The 14966-nt window shown below is 69.4% G+C and carries 18 protein-coding genes; 6 read left to right on the top strand and 12 right to left on the bottom strand.

Annotated elements, in window-relative coordinates; genetic code table 11:
* Positions 1–14 precede the first annotated feature (14 nt).
* From fliJ to fliF, 5 genes are read right to left on the bottom strand one after another with little or no spacing between them, the layout of a single operon-like run.
* A complete protein-coding gene (gene fliJ / locus LIG30_RS03415) occupies positions 15–473 on the bottom strand; it encodes a flagellar export protein FliJ (protein ID WP_038709669.1) in 459 nt (152 codons plus the stop codon).
* A 5-nt stretch (positions 474–478) separates the two neighbouring features.
* Positions 479–2008, bottom strand: coding sequence for a flagellar protein export ATPase FliI (gene fliI, locus LIG30_RS03410; RefSeq protein ID WP_038709668.1), 1530 nt, complete (start codon positions 2006–2008; stop codon positions 479–481).
* Positions 2002–2685, bottom strand: a complete 684-nt coding sequence (fliH, locus tag LIG30_RS03405; protein ID WP_038709666.1) for a flagellar assembly protein FliH — start codon at positions 2683–2685, stop codon at positions 2002–2004. Before fliH ends, fliI begins: the two co-directional genes overlap by 7 nt.
* Positions 2678–2809 (bottom strand): hypothetical protein, encoded by a 132-nt coding sequence (locus LIG30_RS27420; protein WP_268760678.1) that lies wholly within the window; start codon positions 2807–2809, stop codon positions 2678–2680. The genes fliH and LIG30_RS27420 overlap by 8 nt, the downstream gene beginning before the upstream one ends.
* Positions 2799–4565 (bottom strand): flagellar basal-body MS-ring/collar protein FliF, encoded by a 1767-nt coding sequence (gene fliF / locus LIG30_RS03400; protein WP_038709663.1) that lies wholly within the window; start codon positions 4563–4565, stop codon positions 2799–2801. The genes LIG30_RS27420 and fliF overlap by 11 nt, the downstream gene beginning before the upstream one ends.
* A gap of 243 nt (positions 4566–4808) precedes the next feature.
* Here fliF and fliE point away from each other — a divergent pair, with 243 nt between their 5' ends.
* From fliE to LIG30_RS03370, 6 genes are all read left to right on the top strand, one after another.
* On the top strand, positions 4809–5153 hold the full coding sequence (gene fliE / locus LIG30_RS03395) for a flagellar hook-basal body complex protein FliE (protein WP_038709662.1): 345 nt from the start codon (positions 4809–4811) through the stop codon (positions 5151–5153).
* A gap of 130 nt (positions 5154–5283) precedes the next feature.
* A complete protein-coding gene (fliS, locus tag LIG30_RS03390) occupies positions 5284–5718 on the top strand; it encodes a flagellar export chaperone FliS (RefSeq protein WP_038709661.1) in 435 nt (144 codons plus the stop codon).
* On the top strand, positions 5715–6047 hold the full coding sequence (locus LIG30_RS03385; protein ID WP_038709658.1) for a flagellar protein FliT: 333 nt from the start codon (positions 5715–5717) through the stop codon (positions 6045–6047). Before fliS ends, LIG30_RS03385 begins: the two co-directional genes overlap by 4 nt.
* 143 nt (positions 6048–6190) lie before the next feature.
* Positions 6191–7582 (top strand): flagellar hook-length control protein FliK, encoded by a 1392-nt coding sequence (fliK, locus tag LIG30_RS03380; protein ID WP_051994844.1) that lies wholly within the window; start codon positions 6191–6193, stop codon positions 7580–7582.
* On the top strand, positions 7579–7911 hold the full coding sequence (locus LIG30_RS03375) for an EscU/YscU/HrcU family type III secretion system export apparatus switch protein (protein WP_038709656.1): 333 nt from the start codon (positions 7579–7581) through the stop codon (positions 7909–7911). The genes fliK and LIG30_RS03375 overlap by 4 nt, the downstream gene beginning before the upstream one ends.
* A gap of 105 nt (positions 7912–8016) precedes the next feature.
* Entirely contained in the window at positions 8017–8724 is a 708-nt protein-coding gene (locus LIG30_RS03370; protein ID WP_038709655.1) for a PepSY-associated TM helix domain-containing protein, read from the top strand.
* Positions 8725–8810: 86 nt separating this feature from the next.
* On the opposite strand, the gene LIG30_RS03365 is transcribed toward LIG30_RS03370, so the two are convergent.
* The 7 genes from LIG30_RS03365 to LIG30_RS27100 form a co-directional block, all read right to left on the bottom strand.
* The gene (locus tag LIG30_RS03365; protein ID WP_038709653.1) at positions 8811–10214 is read right to left on the bottom strand and encodes an amino acid permease; all 1404 of its coding nucleotides are present in this window, start codon (positions 10212–10214) and stop codon (positions 8811–8813) included.
* Positions 10215–10399: 185 nt separating this feature from the next.
* On the bottom strand, positions 10400–11056 hold the full coding sequence (gene rqpR / locus LIG30_RS03360) for a response regulator transcription factor RqpR (RefSeq protein ID WP_038709650.1): 657 nt from the start codon (positions 11054–11056) through the stop codon (positions 10400–10402).
* Positions 11057–11063: 7 nt separating this feature from the next.
* Complete coding sequence (locus LIG30_RS03355; RefSeq protein WP_038709648.1) at positions 11064–11861, bottom strand: sensor histidine kinase; 798 nt, start codon at positions 11859–11861, stop codon at positions 11064–11066.
* Between the two features lie 415 nt (positions 11862–12276).
* Positions 12277–13047 (bottom strand): ferredoxin--NADP reductase, encoded by a 771-nt coding sequence (locus LIG30_RS03350; RefSeq protein ID WP_038709647.1) that lies wholly within the window; start codon positions 13045–13047, stop codon positions 12277–12279.
* Between the two features lie 325 nt (positions 13048–13372).
* On the bottom strand, positions 13373–14185 hold the full coding sequence (locus LIG30_RS03345) for an endonuclease/exonuclease/phosphatase family protein (protein WP_038709645.1): 813 nt from the start codon (positions 14183–14185) through the stop codon (positions 13373–13375).
* Between the two features lie 6 nt (positions 14186–14191).
* Positions 14192–14671 (bottom strand): hypothetical protein, encoded by a 480-nt coding sequence (locus LIG30_RS03340; protein WP_038709644.1) that lies wholly within the window; start codon positions 14669–14671, stop codon positions 14192–14194.
* Positions 14665–14966, bottom strand: a 302-nt coding sequence (locus LIG30_RS27100; protein ID WP_235510161.1) for a hypothetical protein, incomplete at its 5' end; no start/stop codon positions are given. The genes LIG30_RS03340 and LIG30_RS27100, both read right to left, overlap by 7 nt.

Here is a 14966-nt window from a genome sequence, read left to right as displayed (position 1 = left end):
TCGAAAACGGACGATTACATCGAGTTCGCCGCGTCGGCCCGCATGCGCAGGACCTTGGCGGCGTGTTCGTCGGCTTCGCGCTGTTCGCGCTTCGCGGTGCGGCGGGCTTCTTGCGTCACGCCGCGCGCCTGCAGGATTTCATACGAGCCGACAGTGCGTTTCTTTTGTTGCCAGTGCGGGCGGGCTTCGTCGATGCGCGCCTCGGCGGCCGCGAGCACGCGGCGCTGCTGCGCGATCGCCGCGTCGAGCGTGTCGATGAACGCCTGGAAATTCCGCCAGTCGCCGGCAGGCATCCCGCTTTGCGCGGTCTGCGCGAAACGGGCGTGATATTCGTCGCGATAGTGCAGCAGCGCGTCGAGCTGGTTCACGGCGTCGGTGCGCTCGCGCTGCGCGACGCCAAGTTGCTTGGTCGCGGCGTCGAGGTCCTCGTTCGCGCGATCGAGCAGGATCTGCATGGGAAAGCTCTTGGCCATGAGCGTCAGCCTCCTTGAGTGTCGAACAGCGCATCGAGCGCGGCGAGGCTCGATGCGAACGGCGCGCATTCGCGAAAGCCCTGCTGCAGGAAGGCCTCGATGCGCGGGTAGAGCGCGATCGCGCGGTCGAGCTGCGCGTCGCGCCCCGGCGCGTAGGCGCCCACCGCGATCAGGTCGCGGTTGCGCTGGTAACGCGACAGCATCTGCTTGAACTGGCGCACCCGGTCGAGGTGCGCGTCGTCGATCAGCGCGGTCATCGCGCGGCTGATCGACGCTTCGATGTCGATCGCCGGATAGTGGCCGGCTTCGGCGAGCGCACGCGACAGCACGACGTGGCCGTCGAGGATGGCGCGCGCGGAGTCGGCGATCGGATCCTGCTGGTCGTCGCCTTCGGTCAGCACGGTGTAGAACGCGGTGATCGAGCCGCCGCCTTCGGGGCCGTTGCCGGTGCGCTCGACGAGCGCGGGCAGCTTCGCGAACACCGACGGCGGATAGCCTTTCGTCGCAGGCGGTTCGCCGATCGCGAGCGCGATCTCGCGCTGCGCCATCGCGTAGCGGGTCAGCGAATCCATCAGCAGCAGCACGTGCTTGCCCTGATCGCGGAAATATTCGGCGAGCGAGGTCGCATATGTCGCGCCCTGCATCCGCAGCAGCGGTGACACGTCGGCGGGCGCGGCGACCACGACCGAGCGCGCGAGCCCGTCCTCGCCGAGGATCTGCTCGATGAATTCCTTCACTTCGCGGCCCCGTTCGCCGATCAGGCCGATCACGATCACCTCGGCGCTCGTGTAGCGCGCCATCGTGCCGAGCAGCACCGACTTGCCGACGCCGGAGCCGGCAAAGAGGCCCATCCGCTGGCCGCGCCCGACGGTGAGCAGCCCGTTGATCGCGCGCACGCCGACGTCGAGCACGTGATGGATCGGCTCGCGCTCGAGCGGGTTGATCGACGGGGCGGACAGCGGCGCGTCGACCTTCGAGGTCAACGGGCCGAGATTGTCGAGCGGGCGGCCCGACGCGTCGACGACGCGGCCGAGCATGCCCCAGCCGACCGGCAGCCGCTTCGCGCCCGACAGCGGATCGGCGATCGGCGCGCTTTCGAGCGGCCATACGCGCGCGCCGGGCAGCACGCCGTGGACTTCGGTGGTCGGCATCAGGAACAGGCGCTCGCCCGAGAACCCGACCACTTCGGCTTCCGCGCTCGGCAGCGAGCTGCCGGGCGGCAGCTCGATCGTGCATTCGGCGCCGACCGACAGGCGCAGGCCGACGGCTTCGAGCACGAGGCCCGCGGCACGGGTCAGGCGCCCGCACGGGCGCATCGGCAACGCGCGCGCGTTCAGCGCGCGCAGGCCGTCGAGGTTCGAGCGCCAGTGCGCGAGATGGGGGTTGTGCGGCGCGCGCAGCGCGTCGGGGGCGAGCGGCGCGATGGCCAGGCGGGCATCGGGCGCGGATTCGGGGCCGAGCGACGCGAGTGCGACTTCGCGCTCGAGCGGCGTGAGGCCGCCCGGTGCGTTCGGCTCGGACGCGAGCGTCACCATGTGCTCACCTTGCCGAGCGCCGCGGCGACGCGCTCCCAGCGGGTCGAGATCGTCGCGTCGATTTCGCCTGTCGCCGCGTGCGCGCGGCAGCCGCCGCGTTCGATCGCCGCGTCGGTCTGCACGGTCCAGCCGAGCGCGCCGAGTTCTTCCTGCAGGTACGCTTCGACGACCGGCAGGTCGGCCGGATTGACGCACAGGTACGGCGCGCCCGACAGCGCGGGTTCGGACGCGAGCACTTCACGCACGGCGGCCACCAGCGCGGCGGGATCGTGCTTCACGTGCTGGCGCACGACCTGCTGCGCGATATCGATTGCGAGCTGCGCGATGTCGGCGGAGAGATCGTGCTCGGCGCTGGCGAGCGCTTCCTTGAAGGTTGCCGCGAGCGCCGCGAGCTGCGCGGCTTCGGCGTGCGCGGCCACCTGGCCGGCTTCGAAACCCTGCTTGAGGCCCTGCTCGTGGCCGGCCTGGTAGCCGAGCGCCTGGCCTTCGACGTGGCCGGCCGCCATGCCTTCCGCATGCGCGGCGTCGCGCACGCGCTGCAGCTCCGCCGCGAGCGCGGCGGCGGCCGCCGCCGTCTCGTCGGGCGGCGGCGGCGGCGGCGGGGGGTCGAACGATGCCATCTCCCACCGCTGGTACGCGGTGAGCGGCTTCGACAGGTCGCTCGCCTGATCAGTCATGGGTGTCTTCCACGTTGCCGCCGTTCACGGGCTGGCCGCGCCCGGCGACGCATGCCTGCGCGACTTCTGCCAGGCCAGTCGGCATCGGCAGCAGCGTACGTTCGGGCAGGCGATCAACGTTCATCGTTCACCCAGGTCTTCACGACGGTCGCGACGATCTTCGGATCCTGGCGGGCGATCGTGCGCGCGTATTCGAGATTGCGTTCGTAGCGGGCCCGGTCGTTCTCGCTGGTGAGCAGCGCGAGCTCGGCCTCGGAGGCTTCCGCGTTCTCCTGCTCGAACGCGGGCAGGCCGTCGAGCGCGACCACCTCGTCCGCGACGGGCAGCGCCGCCTCCGCCGGTTCCGGCGGCGGGAACGCGCGGCGCATCGCCGGGCGCACGAACACGAAATACAGTGCCGCCGCGACCGCCGCGATGCCGAGCCACTTCGCGATTTCCTTCGCGAGCTCGATCATCTCGGGCTGGCGCCACCACGGCAGGTTCGCGAACGGATCGTCCGCGTTCGAGAACGTGGCGTTGACGACGTTGACCGAGTCGCCGCGCTTCGCGTCGTAGCCCATCGCATCCTTGACGAGCTGCTCGACCTGCGCGAGCTTCGCCGCCGACAGCGGCTGCATCGTCACGTGGCCCTTCGCGTCCGTGACCGGCTGGTAGTTGACGACGACCGCGACCGACAGCCGCTTCACGCCGCCCATCGGCTGCTCGATGTGGCGGATCGTCTTGTCGAGTTCGTAGTTGGTCGTCTGGTCCTTGCGGTCGCTGATCGGCGTCGAGCCCGGCCCGTTCTGGCCGGCGCCGGCGACGACCGGCGCGGAGGCCGGCTGCGGCGGGGTGTTCGACAGCGCGCCCGGCACGCCCGACGCGGCGCCCGTCGCCATCTCGGTCGCGGTGCTGGTCTGCTGGCTGCGGACCGCGGCCTGCTGCGGCACGCCGTTCGGGCCGTAGCTTTCCGAGGTCTGCTCGGCCTGCGAGAAATCGACGTCGGCGCTGACCTGCGAGCGGGCATTGCCGGTGCCGAAGATCGGCGCGAGGATCGCGTCGATGCGCTTTTGCGTGTTGTGCTCGATCTGCTGCACGTACTTGAGCTGGCTCGCGTCGAGGCCGCTGGCCGAGGCCGGCTGGGTCAGCAGGTTGCCGTCCTGGTCGACGATCGTGACGTTCTTCGCGGGCATGTCGGGCACGCCCGAGGAGACCATCCGCGTGATCGCGAGCACCTGGCCCTCATCGAGCACGCGGCCCGGATAGAGATCCACGAACACCGATGCGGACGGCGCCTCGCGGTCGCGCACGAACACCGACGGCTTCGGGATCGCGAGATGCACGCGCGCGGCGCGCACGGCGTTGACCGACTCGATCGTGCGCTGCAGCTCGCCTTCGAGCGCGCGCTGGTAGTTGATCTGCTCGGCGAACTGGCTGATGCCGAATTTCTGGTTGTCCATCAGCTCGAAGCCGACCGAGCCGCCCTTGGGCAGCCCCATCGCCGCGAGCTTCAGGCGCATCTCGTGAACCTGCGCCGCCGGCACGAGGATCGCGCCGCCGGCGTCCGCGAACTTGTAGGGAACGTTTGCCTGCTGGAGCGCGGTGATGATCGCACCGCCGTCGCGGTCCGACAGGTTGCTGTACAGCACGCGGTAGTCGGGCGCACGGCTCCACAGCACCAGCGCGACGATCACGGCGACGGCGAGCGCGGCGGCGATGATGAACGGCAGCTTCGGGTTGCCCTTCATCCGCGCGATGCCGGGGATGCGCTCCGCGAAGCCGCCCAGGCCGAAGTCCGCGCCGGCGCTGCCCGCGCCCGGCATCGCCGCGGCGGCGGGCGCCGGGGTGGCGAGGCCCGTGCGGGCGTCGGGATTGATCAGCGAATTGGCCTGCGAATCCATGCGTCGAGGTTCTCCGGAGCGGGACGACAGGCCCGCTCGGGCGAGCGGGCAGACAATGACACGATGCGATTATCGGGATGTCGCCGCCAATCCGATCGCCGGAAAAGAGCCGGGTTTCCCCCGTACTTTCGCGGCTTTGCCGCGCGGCGCGCTGCTATGCTTTTCGTCATCCGGCATGGTGGGCGCGTTGCGCGCAGCGAATTGCCGGCCCGGCACGTCCGGGTTCATTTTCCTGGAGAGAGCATGACTGCGAGCGTCAGCGGAATCGGATCGGTGTTGCAACAGATGCAGGCGATGGCCGCGCAGGCCACCGGCGGCACGGCGAGCCCGACTGCGGCGCTGGCCGGCTCCGGCGCGGCGACGGCCAGCACTTTCGCGGGCGCGCTGAAGGCGTCGCTCGACAAGATCAGCGGCGACCAGCAGAAATCGGTCGGCGAGGCGCAGGCGTTCGAAGTCGGCGCGGCGAACGTGTCGCTGAACGACGTGATGGTCGACATGCAGAAGGCCAACATCGGCTTCCAGTTCGGGCTGCAGGTCCGCAACAAGCTGGTGACCGCCTACAACGACATCATGCAGATGTCCGTCTGACGCGACGGCAGGCAGGTCGCATCTAAAGCTTTCGGGTTTCCGTTCCGATAACAGCGGGAGAAGGCTGCCGTCGAGTGTCACGCGGCAGCGGACCAACCGTCATCCACGCATCTAGAAGAAGGAGGAGCGCATGTTTTCCCCAGGACACGCTGGAGCCAGCGCGTACGCGCGCGTCGGCGTCGAAACAGGGGTGATGAGCGCGAACCCGCATCGCCTGATCGCGATGCTGTATCAGGGCGCGCGCCAGGCGATCGCCCTGGCGCGCATGCACATGCAGCAGAACAACGTCCCGGCGCGCGGCGAGGCGATCGGCAAGGCGATCCGCATCGTCGAGAGCGGCCTGCAGCAGGCGCTCAATCGCGAGGCGGGCGGCGAGATCGCGGCACGCCTCGACGCACTGTACAGCTACATCTGCCGCCGCCTGCTGCAGGCGAACGTGGAGGCAAGCGAGTCGATGCTGATCGAGGTCGACGGCCTGCTCGCCACGCTCGAGGAGGCGTGGACCGGCATCGCCCCGGAAGTGGCTCGCATGGCTGCCCAGCAGGCTGCGGATCAGGCGCGATGAACCGGAACGCAGAGTATTTCGCGCGTTACGACGCGATCGTCGCGGTATCCGCACGGATGCTGCGCGCGGCGCGCGTCGCGGACTGGGGCGCGCTGTCGCGGCTGCAGGCGGAATACCTGCGGCTCGTCGAAGGCCTGAAGGAGGCCGAGGTGGGCGTGTCGCTCGATGAAATCGAGCTGGGCCGCAAGCTCGACCTGATTCGCCGCATTCTTGCCGACGACGCCGCGATCCGCGATCTCGCGACGCCGGAAGTCGCGCGGCTGTCCGCGCTGTTCGAGTCGCGCCGCTCGACCAAGATGTTGACGGACATGTATCAGGCACGCGGCTGACGGCGTGCCCGGCGGGCGCGTGTTCGCCGGTCCATGTCCGGCCGGCGCCAGCGAACAGGGCCGTCTCCGCTTCCTCGCAATCCTCGTGCCCGGCCTGTCTGGCGGCCGGCGCAAGCCCGTTATTAGCGTGAACAGGCCCTAGCATGACCGGTATCGACTCCGTAGCCGCCGCGACGCTGGCGAGCCGCATCGACAGCTTGCTGACCGACATCGCGATGCCGCCGATGGGCGGGGCGACGGCCGCGCAGGTCGGCACGCCGGCCGCGGGCGCGTCGCCGTCTTCCGCGCAGGCCGCCGGGCTTTCGGCGCCGCCGCAGGCATCCGCGCAAACCGCGCTGTCCGAGGTCGGACTCGTGCTCGATGCAATCTCGCGCTTCGGCGGCGATGCGACGCCGGCCGTGATGGGCAGCGTCCCGTTGCTTGCCGATCCGGCCGCGCTGCTGATGGCCGCCGCGTCGCAAACGGCGGCAGACGCGGCCGGCTCGACCGTGCCGCAGGACGCGTCGTCCACGGCGGCGCAGGCGGCGCAGCACGCGCAGGCCACCCAGGCCGCGCAGCCGTCCGGGCCGGTCGCGGCGCTGCGCGCGGCGCTCGCGCAAGCGGTCAACGACAGCGGCCTTTTCTACGAATCCCATCTCGCACAGTGGCTGGCCGGCCAGCGGCCCGCCGCCGCGCTCGAGCGCGAGCCGCAGGCGCGCCTGCCGATGCCGTCGGCGACACCCGCGGGCACGGGCGCCGGCGATGTGCCCGACCCGTCGCTCGAAGACATTCTCTCCGCGCGCGTGCCGCTGCCGGCGGGCGCGGCACGCGACGCCGCCGCGCCGCCTCAGACCGGCACGCCTGCCCACGCATTTCTGACCCCTGACGCGCCCACGCCGCCGCGATTCGCCGCGCTGGCGGGCGATGCGCGCGCGGCCGATGCCGACCTGCAGGGCGCGCCAGGGACGCACGCGCGCGCGGCGCTCGCCGACACTTCCGCGGACGCGTCGCAGGCGACGTCGGCCGCGCTGCATCCGGCGACCATGCCGCTCGTGCGCCAGCAGCTCGATTTGCTCGCGACCGACCAGTTTCGCTGGATCGGCGAGGCCTGGCCGGGCGCGCGGCTCGACTGGACGATCGAGCCCGATGGCTCCGGCGGGCACGCGGCGCGCGTCGCCGACATGGAAGACGGCATCGCGTGGCGCACGCGGCTGACGCTGACGCTGCCGTCGCTCGGCACCGTCGATGCGGACCTGGTGCTGAACGGCACGCAGCTCGTCGCGCGGCTGGGGGCGAACGAGGCGGGCGCCGAGCGCCTCACGCGGCACGAAAGCGAGCTGCGCGCGCGCCTGCTCGCATCGGGGCTGCAGTTGGGCGGGCTATCGATCCGCGCGGTCGACGGCGCGCCCGACAGCTTCGATGCGGCCGCCGCCCGGACGGCCGCCGCCGCGTATGCGCGCGCCGCCGACGGCACGGCGGGTCACCCGTCCGCCGCCGCCGCCGCCGCGCCTGGCGCGGACGGCTCCACCCATGCCGACGACTGGATGCTGCGATGAGCGAATCGTCCCGCAAGCGCGCGGCCGCGCTCGTCTACGACTCGAAGGGCGGCGACGCGGCGCCGCGCGTGATCGCGAAGGGCTACGGGCTCGTCGCGGAAATGATTATCGCGCGCGCGCGCGAGGCCGGGCTGTACGTGCATACCGCGCCGGAAATGGTGTCGCTGCTGATGCAGGTGGATCTCGATTCGCGCATCCCGCCGCAGTTGTATCAGGCGGTCGCGGATCTGCTCGCCTGGCTGTACGCGCTCGAGCGCCAGGACGGCGACACCGCCGGCGAGCCGCGCTTTCCGTTGCCCCCGCCGCGCGCCGGCACGCTGCGCGATTGAGCCGCGCGGCGATTTGTGTAATGATATCCATTCTCATTTAAATAGAGCGGGCGGCATGCGAGCAACGCGTGCCGCCCGTTGCCTTGAACGAATGGAATCACTCGCGTGAACGCGCCCGAAACGATCGCCTCGCCGCCCGTGCGTCATCCGGCGGCTCACCCCCTGTCCCACGTCGAACTTTCCGCGCGCCGCCGGCGCTCGCGCCGTGCGACCTTCATCAAGTGGCTGCGCAAGGTGCACGGCTGGGTCGGCCTGTGGGGCGCGGCGCTCGGCCTGCTGTTCGGCGTGACGGGCGTGCTGCTGAACCACCGCGCGCCGCCGCTGAAGATCTCCACCGGCGAGCCGCAGGTCGAGCAGCTGCAGCTCGCGCTGCCGAGCCCGGTACCCGCGACGCCGGTGGCGATGGCGGCATGGCTGAAGCGGACGCTGCGGTTCGACGGCCAGCCGGGCCGGGTCCGCAAGGAGCCGGCGCAGGCCGTCGCGTGGGGCGACCAGCGCGTCACGCAGCCCGAGCACTGGCAGTTCGGCATCGTCGGGCCGCGCAACAGTGTGCAGGCCGAATACTGGGTCGGCAACGGCTACGTGTCGGTGAAACGGACCAGCAACACGTTTCTCACCCTGCTCAACAACCTGCACCGCGGCGTCGGCATGAACCTGTTCTGGGTGCTGCTGACGGACACCATCGCCGGTTCGCTGATCCTGCTGTCGCTGACCGGCGTGCTGCTCTGGACCGAGCTGAACAAGCGCCGCACGGTCGGCGTCGTGCTGGTCGCCGGCTCGGTCGCGGCGGCGCTCGCCGCCGGCCTGGGCTGACGAAAAAGAAAACGGCGCGCCCAGGGGCGCGCCGTTTCGAGGGGGCCGTGCCGGCGCCGCGCACGGCGGCGGGTCACGCCGGGGCGTCAGTGCGCGCGGTGACCGTGCGCGAGCTTCGAGTGGCGTCGCGAATACGCGAAATAGATCGCGAGGCCGATCACGAGCCAGACGACGAACGCGATCCAGGTGACGCGTTCCAGGTTGAGCATCAGGAACAGACAGGCGGCCACCGCGAGGATCGGCACGACCGGCACGCCGGGGCAGCGGAACGCGCGCGGCAGTTCCGGGTGCGTGCGGCGCAGCACCAGCACCGAGATCGACACCATCGAGAACGCGGCGAGCGTGCCGATGTTGATCAGCTCGGCGAGCACGTTGAGCGGCACGAGCGCGGCGATCAGGCCGAAGAACAGGCCGACCAGCCAGGTCGTCAGGAACGGCGTCGAGAAGCGCGGGTGCACGCGCGACAGCAGGGACGGCAGCAGGCCGTCGCGCGACATCGCGAAGATGATGCGGGTCTGGCCGTAGCTCATCACGAGAATCACGGTCAGCATGCCGAGCACGGCGCCGAGGTCGATGAAGCCCGCGACCCACTTCTCGCCGGCGACCTGCAGCGCGTACGAGATCGGGTGCGAGACGCTCGCGTACTGCGCGGCCGGCACGATGCCCGTCGCGACGGCCGCGACCGCCACGTAGAGGACCGCGCACACCGCGAGCGACGCGATGATGCCGATCGGCAGGTCGCGCTTCGGGTCCTTCACTTCCTCCGCGGCCGACGACACCGCGTCGAAGCCGATGAACGCGAAGAACATCACGGCAGCCGCGCCGAACACGCCGTTCCAGCCATGCGGCATGAACGGCTTCCAGTTCGCGGGCGTCACGTGGAACATGCCGACCGCGATCACGAGCAGCACCACGGAGACCTTGATGAACACCATGATGTTGTTGATGCGGGTCGATTCGCGGATGCCGATCGACAGCAGCGTCGTGATGATGACCATCACGAGGAACGCCGGCAGGTTGAACCAGGTGACGACGCCCGGCACCGCGCCCGGCGCGGCGGTCAGCACGGTCGGCAGCGCGAGCCCGAAGCCCTGCAGCAGCGACTGCAGGTAGCCGGACCAGCCGACCGACACGGCCGATGCCGCGAGGCCGTACTCGAGCATCAGGTCCCAGCCGATGATCCACGCGGCCAGCTCGCCGAGCGTCGCGTATGAATACGTGTAGATCGAGCCGGCGACCGGGATCGTCGACGCGAATTCGGCGTACGACAGCGCCGCGAGGCCGCACGCGATGGCGGCGATCACGAACGACAGCATCAGCGCCGGGCCGGCCTGCACGGCGCCCGTGCCGGTCAGCACGAAAATGCCGGTGCCGATGATGGCGCCGATGCCGAGGAAGGTGAGGTCGATCGCGCCCAGCGCTTTCTTGAGTCCGGCGGTGTGCGCGCCGGCGATCATGTGATCGACGTTTTTCTTGCGAAAGAGAGACATTGCGAATGAATTGCCAGGAACGCGCGAGCGCGACGGAACGAAGTGAAAACCCTGAATTTTAGCGGATCTGGAGAAAATGACCCGCCGCGACGCAACATCGGGCAGTGCAATCGTCTAATGAAAACAAGCGGTTGCGCGAGCGGTGCGGCGCGCGTTCCGCCGGCGCGCACGGCACGCTGCACGCGTCAGGCGCCGGCGGTCGGCGTCATGTCGACGAGGCGGTTGCTCATCACGTAGAACGTCAGCTCCGCGTTGTTCGACAGCTTCATCTTCTCCAGCAGCCGTGAGCGATAGACGCTGACCGTCTTCACCGACAGCGACAGCGTGTTCGCGATATCGGTCAGCCGCTTGCCGGACGCGAGCATGCACAACGTCTGGTATTCGCGGTCGGACAGCTTCTCGTGCGGCATCGGCTCGTTCTCGAACGACACGTATTCGGCGAGCGCCTCGGCCATCGCCGGGCTCACGTACTTGCGGCCCGCGGCGACCTGCTGGATCGCGGAGACCATCTGCGCGGCGTTGACCGTTTTCGACAGGTAGCCCGCCGCGCCGGCCTTCAGCGCGCGCACCGCGTACTGATCCTCGCGGTACATCGAGAACATCAGCACCGGCGTGCGCGGCTCCTTGCGCTTGATGCGCTTCAGCACCTCGATGCCGTTCATGTCGGCGAGCGAGATGTCGAGCAGGATCACGTCGAATGCGCTCTTGTCGACGAGCGCCATCGCTTCGGCGCCCGTCTCGGCTTCCGCGACCTCGCGGGCGACGCCGCGATCGACCAGCAGTTGCCGGATGCCTTGCCGGACGATCGCGTGGTCGTCGACGAGCAGGATATTCAGACTCATCGCGGCCTCACGAATGCAGCATGCGGGGCGCGGCGCCCAGGGCGTCCCACGCGAAGCGCGCATGCAGGCGGGTGCCGCGGCCGTCCGGCTGAGCGGCAAGCTCGAAGCGGCCGCCGAACGCCTCGCAGCGGGCGCGCATGCCGGCCAAGCCGTAGCCGCGCCGGCTGGCGCGCGAGAAACCGATGCCGTCGTCGACGACGACGAGCGACAGGTGCGTGTCGTCGGTCTCGACGCGCACGTCGGCGTGCGATGCGCGCGCGTGCTTCGCGACGTTCGACAGGGCTTCCTGCGCGACCCGGACGACCGCCACCGCGCCGGGGCCGGCGAGCTGCGTCAGCCGCGCGTCGGCGGCGCACACGAAGCTCGTGCGCAGGCCGGTGCGTTCCGAGTAGCCGGCGATCCAGGCCGACAGCGTGCTGACGAGGCCCGTGTCGAGCGCCGGCATGTCGCGCTCGGCGATCAGCCGGCGGTTCGCGTCGGATGCGGCTTCGAGCGCGCGCTGTGCCAGATCGAGCGCGCGCCGGCAGCCCTCGGGTGCATCGGCGGGCAGCCAGGTATCGACGTTCGCGAGCGCAAAGCGCGCGGCGGTCAGTTCGGCGCCGAGGCCGTCGTGCAGTTCGCCGGCCAGATGGCGGCGTGCGGCTTCGTCGGCGGAAAAGAGTTCGGCGGACAGCTCGGCGATGCGCGCGAGCAGCGCTTCGCGGCTGGCGGCAGTGTGGAGCCGGGGCGATGCGTCCGCAGACGAGGGGTGTTGCGGCGACGACGGCGCGCTGGCGCTCTCGGGCGCGGTGAACGGCGTATCCATGACTCTCCCTGCTGTCAGAAATCTATTCGGACACCGATTGGCGGCGGACACCGGATGTAACTGACGTCACGGTTGCCGCAAGAGAATCGCTATATGCCAATGTAACAAAATTTACATCTTGCAACAAGTTGGTCCGACCCTTCCATGCGCATCCGGATCGCATCCGAGCGCCGGGCATCATATCTCAAAAAAATATGAAAATTTATGTCGGGCGGGCATTTAAGGGTAAATGTGCATGATCGGCATCAACGCTTTGTAAGAAAAATGCCGACACGCGACCGGGAGGAAGTGGCACCGCGAAATGTAACTATTTGAGATGACGATTCCATGAATTGTTACGAATTCGCGACGCGCACGCAAAAAAAAACCGGAGCTTTCGCTCCGGTTCGTGATCCACGACAAATATCGGTACGGATCAATCGACGAACGCACGCTCGATCACGTAGTGACCCGGCGCGCTGTTCTTGCCTTCGACGAGGCCGGCCTTCTTCAGGAGGTCGGTCGTGTCCTTCAGCATCGCGGTGCTGCCGCACAGCATCACGCGGTCGTTTTCCGGCGAGAACGGCTCGACGCCGAGATCGGTGAACAGCTTGCCCGACGAGATCAGGTCGGTGATGCGGCCCTCGTTCTCGAACTCCTCGCGCGTGACGGTCGGGTAGTAGACGAGCTTTTCCTTGATGATGTCGCCCAGGTACTCGTGGCCCGGCAGGTCGTGCTTGATGAAGTCCATGTACGCCAGCTCGCCCTTCAGGCGGCAGGTGTGCGTCAGGACCACGCGCTCGAAGCGCTCATAGATGTCCGGATCGCGGATGATCGACATGAACGGCGCGAGACCCGTGCCGGTCGACAGCAGCCACAGCGTCTTGCCCGGCAGCAGGTTGTCGGCGACGAGCGTGCCGGTCGGCTTCTTGCCGATCAGCACCGTGTCGCCCACCTTCAGGTGCTGCAGGCGCGACGTCAGCGGGCCGTCCTGCACCTTGATGCTGAAGAACTCGAGGTGATCTTCGTAGTTCGGGCTCACGATGCTGTACGCGCGGGTCAGCGGCTTGCCGTCGACCTCGAGGCCGACCATCGTGAATTCACCGTTGTTGAAGCGCAGGCTCTGCTCGCGGCTGCAGGTGAAGCTGAAAAGCGTGTCGGTCCAGTGGTGGACGGATTGGACGGTAGCGGTGTCGAATTTGCTCATGGCTGCGAAAACGGGCGCGTGTAATGAACGCGTGTTACGGGCGAAAAATGAGGGCGGCGGCCCGATCCTGCGATGGGCCGGCCGGCGCGCCGAACACGCGCCCTCTCGATGACAGACGTTTGAATAGCTGGCTATTTTACCTTGCTTGCGCTGATTGCGGGCTTGACATTGCGCCGCACGCGGATTTAACGCAACGCAGTCTTTCGTTTGCCTTTCGTCTGTCGGCGGCGATCTGCGGCAGGATCCGCAACCGGTTCATGGCGGCGCGGGCCTCGGGCGGGGCAAGCCACCACGGTCGCGCGTGCCGTGCCGCCGCGCCTGGCGCTTACCGCGAGTCGAGCCGCAGGCGGGCGATGTACGGCAGATGATCCGACAGCCACGCGGTCTCGCCGGACGGCGCGGTCCACTCGATCGGCGTGAGGCCGCGCACGAACATCTTGTCGAGCGCGAGCGCGGGCGAGAACGCGGGAAACGTGCGCCCGGATTCGCCGAGTTGCGTCGCGACTTCGGACAGGCCGATTTCGCCGAACAGCGCGACCGAGTCGTTGCGCCAGTCGTTGAAGTCGCCGGCGAGCACCAGCGGGCCGGTGCTCGCGTTGCGCACGATCCAGTGCGCGATCCAGTGCATCTGGCGCAGCCGCGCGGCGCGCGTGAGCGCGAGATGCGCGCACAGCAGCGTGACGGGGCGCGCGCCGGCAAGCGTCGCGCGCGCGACGAGCAGGCCGCGCCGCTCGAAGCGGTGCGCGGAGATGTCCCAGCGGCCGCCGAGGTCGAGCGGATGCGGCGACAGGATCGCATTGCCGTGCCGCCATGACGGCTTGAAGACGTTCGGGCCGAGCGCGATCTGCCAGTCGAGCGTGCGGGCGATCTCGGTCGCCTGGCAATGCCAGACGTCGTCGAACGACTCGTCCATCTGCGCGCCGAAGCCGGGCGCGAGGACCGGGCGCGGCAGGCGCCGCGCCATCGCTTCCTGCAGGAAGTAGACGTCGGCGTGTGTCGACTGCATCCAGCGGCGCATCGCGTTCCAGGCGGTGAAGCCGAGCGGCGAGCGGCCCTTGTGCAGGTTCCAGCTCACGGCGGTGATCTCGTCGGCCGCGGCGTGCGGCTCGGCGAACGGCAGGGCGTCGGACGCTTGCATGTCGGTTCAATCCTTGGCGATATGCGCCCGCACGCGGTAGACGAGTCGCGGGTGCTGCTCGACGAGCGTCCAGTCGGTCCAGTCCGCGCCGACGGCGAGGCCCGGGTGGCTCGCGACGATCTGCCGTGGCGAGCCGGGCACGCATGGATCGCTGCCGGCGCTGGCGGGATCGTCCATCGTTTCCTGCACGTCGAGCGCGAGCGAGACGGCGCCCGAATCGGCCGCGAGCGGCGCGACGGTGACGGAGCGGGTGCGCTCGGTCGCGACGACGCGCGCCGCTTCGCCGCAGCCGACCGGCTGCGCGGACGGATAGTGATGGGTGTCGGTGCGGGCCTGGCCGACGGTGGTCGTCTGCTGGAACGTATCGATGGTCTGCCCGTCGCGCACGACCTGGATCTCCCAGGCGATGGCGGGCGGCGCGGTGCTCTCTGCGCGGGCGGCGAGCGCCGCGCTCGCGAGCAGGACGGCGAGGCCGTGTTTCAGCATGAAGCCTCTCCGGAAACGCGCGAATACGGGGGAAAAACCAGCATCTTACGCTCGAACGAAATCAACCGTGATGTGACCGCGCGCCGCGCGCCGCGCGCCGGGTTCGCCGCGCGCGCCGGCCATGCTTGAAAGGTAAGTGCGTGCCGCGCGTTTTCAAGCAAAAAAGCGCGCGCCCGGCAGCGGGCGCCCGCCCGGCGTGCGAGGCGGCCGGCGGCCGGCGAGGTGCCGACGATACGCGCGCGCCGCGTATCAGCAGCAGTCGGGAGCGGCTGCTCGCTTGCGCGGGGGTTTTGGC

Source organism: Burkholderia sp. lig30 (assembly GCF_000687455.2).
Classification (GTDB): domain Bacteria; phylum Pseudomonadota; class Gammaproteobacteria; order Burkholderiales; family Burkholderiaceae; genus Burkholderia.
This window is presented reverse-complemented; position numbering and strand designations above follow the sequence as displayed.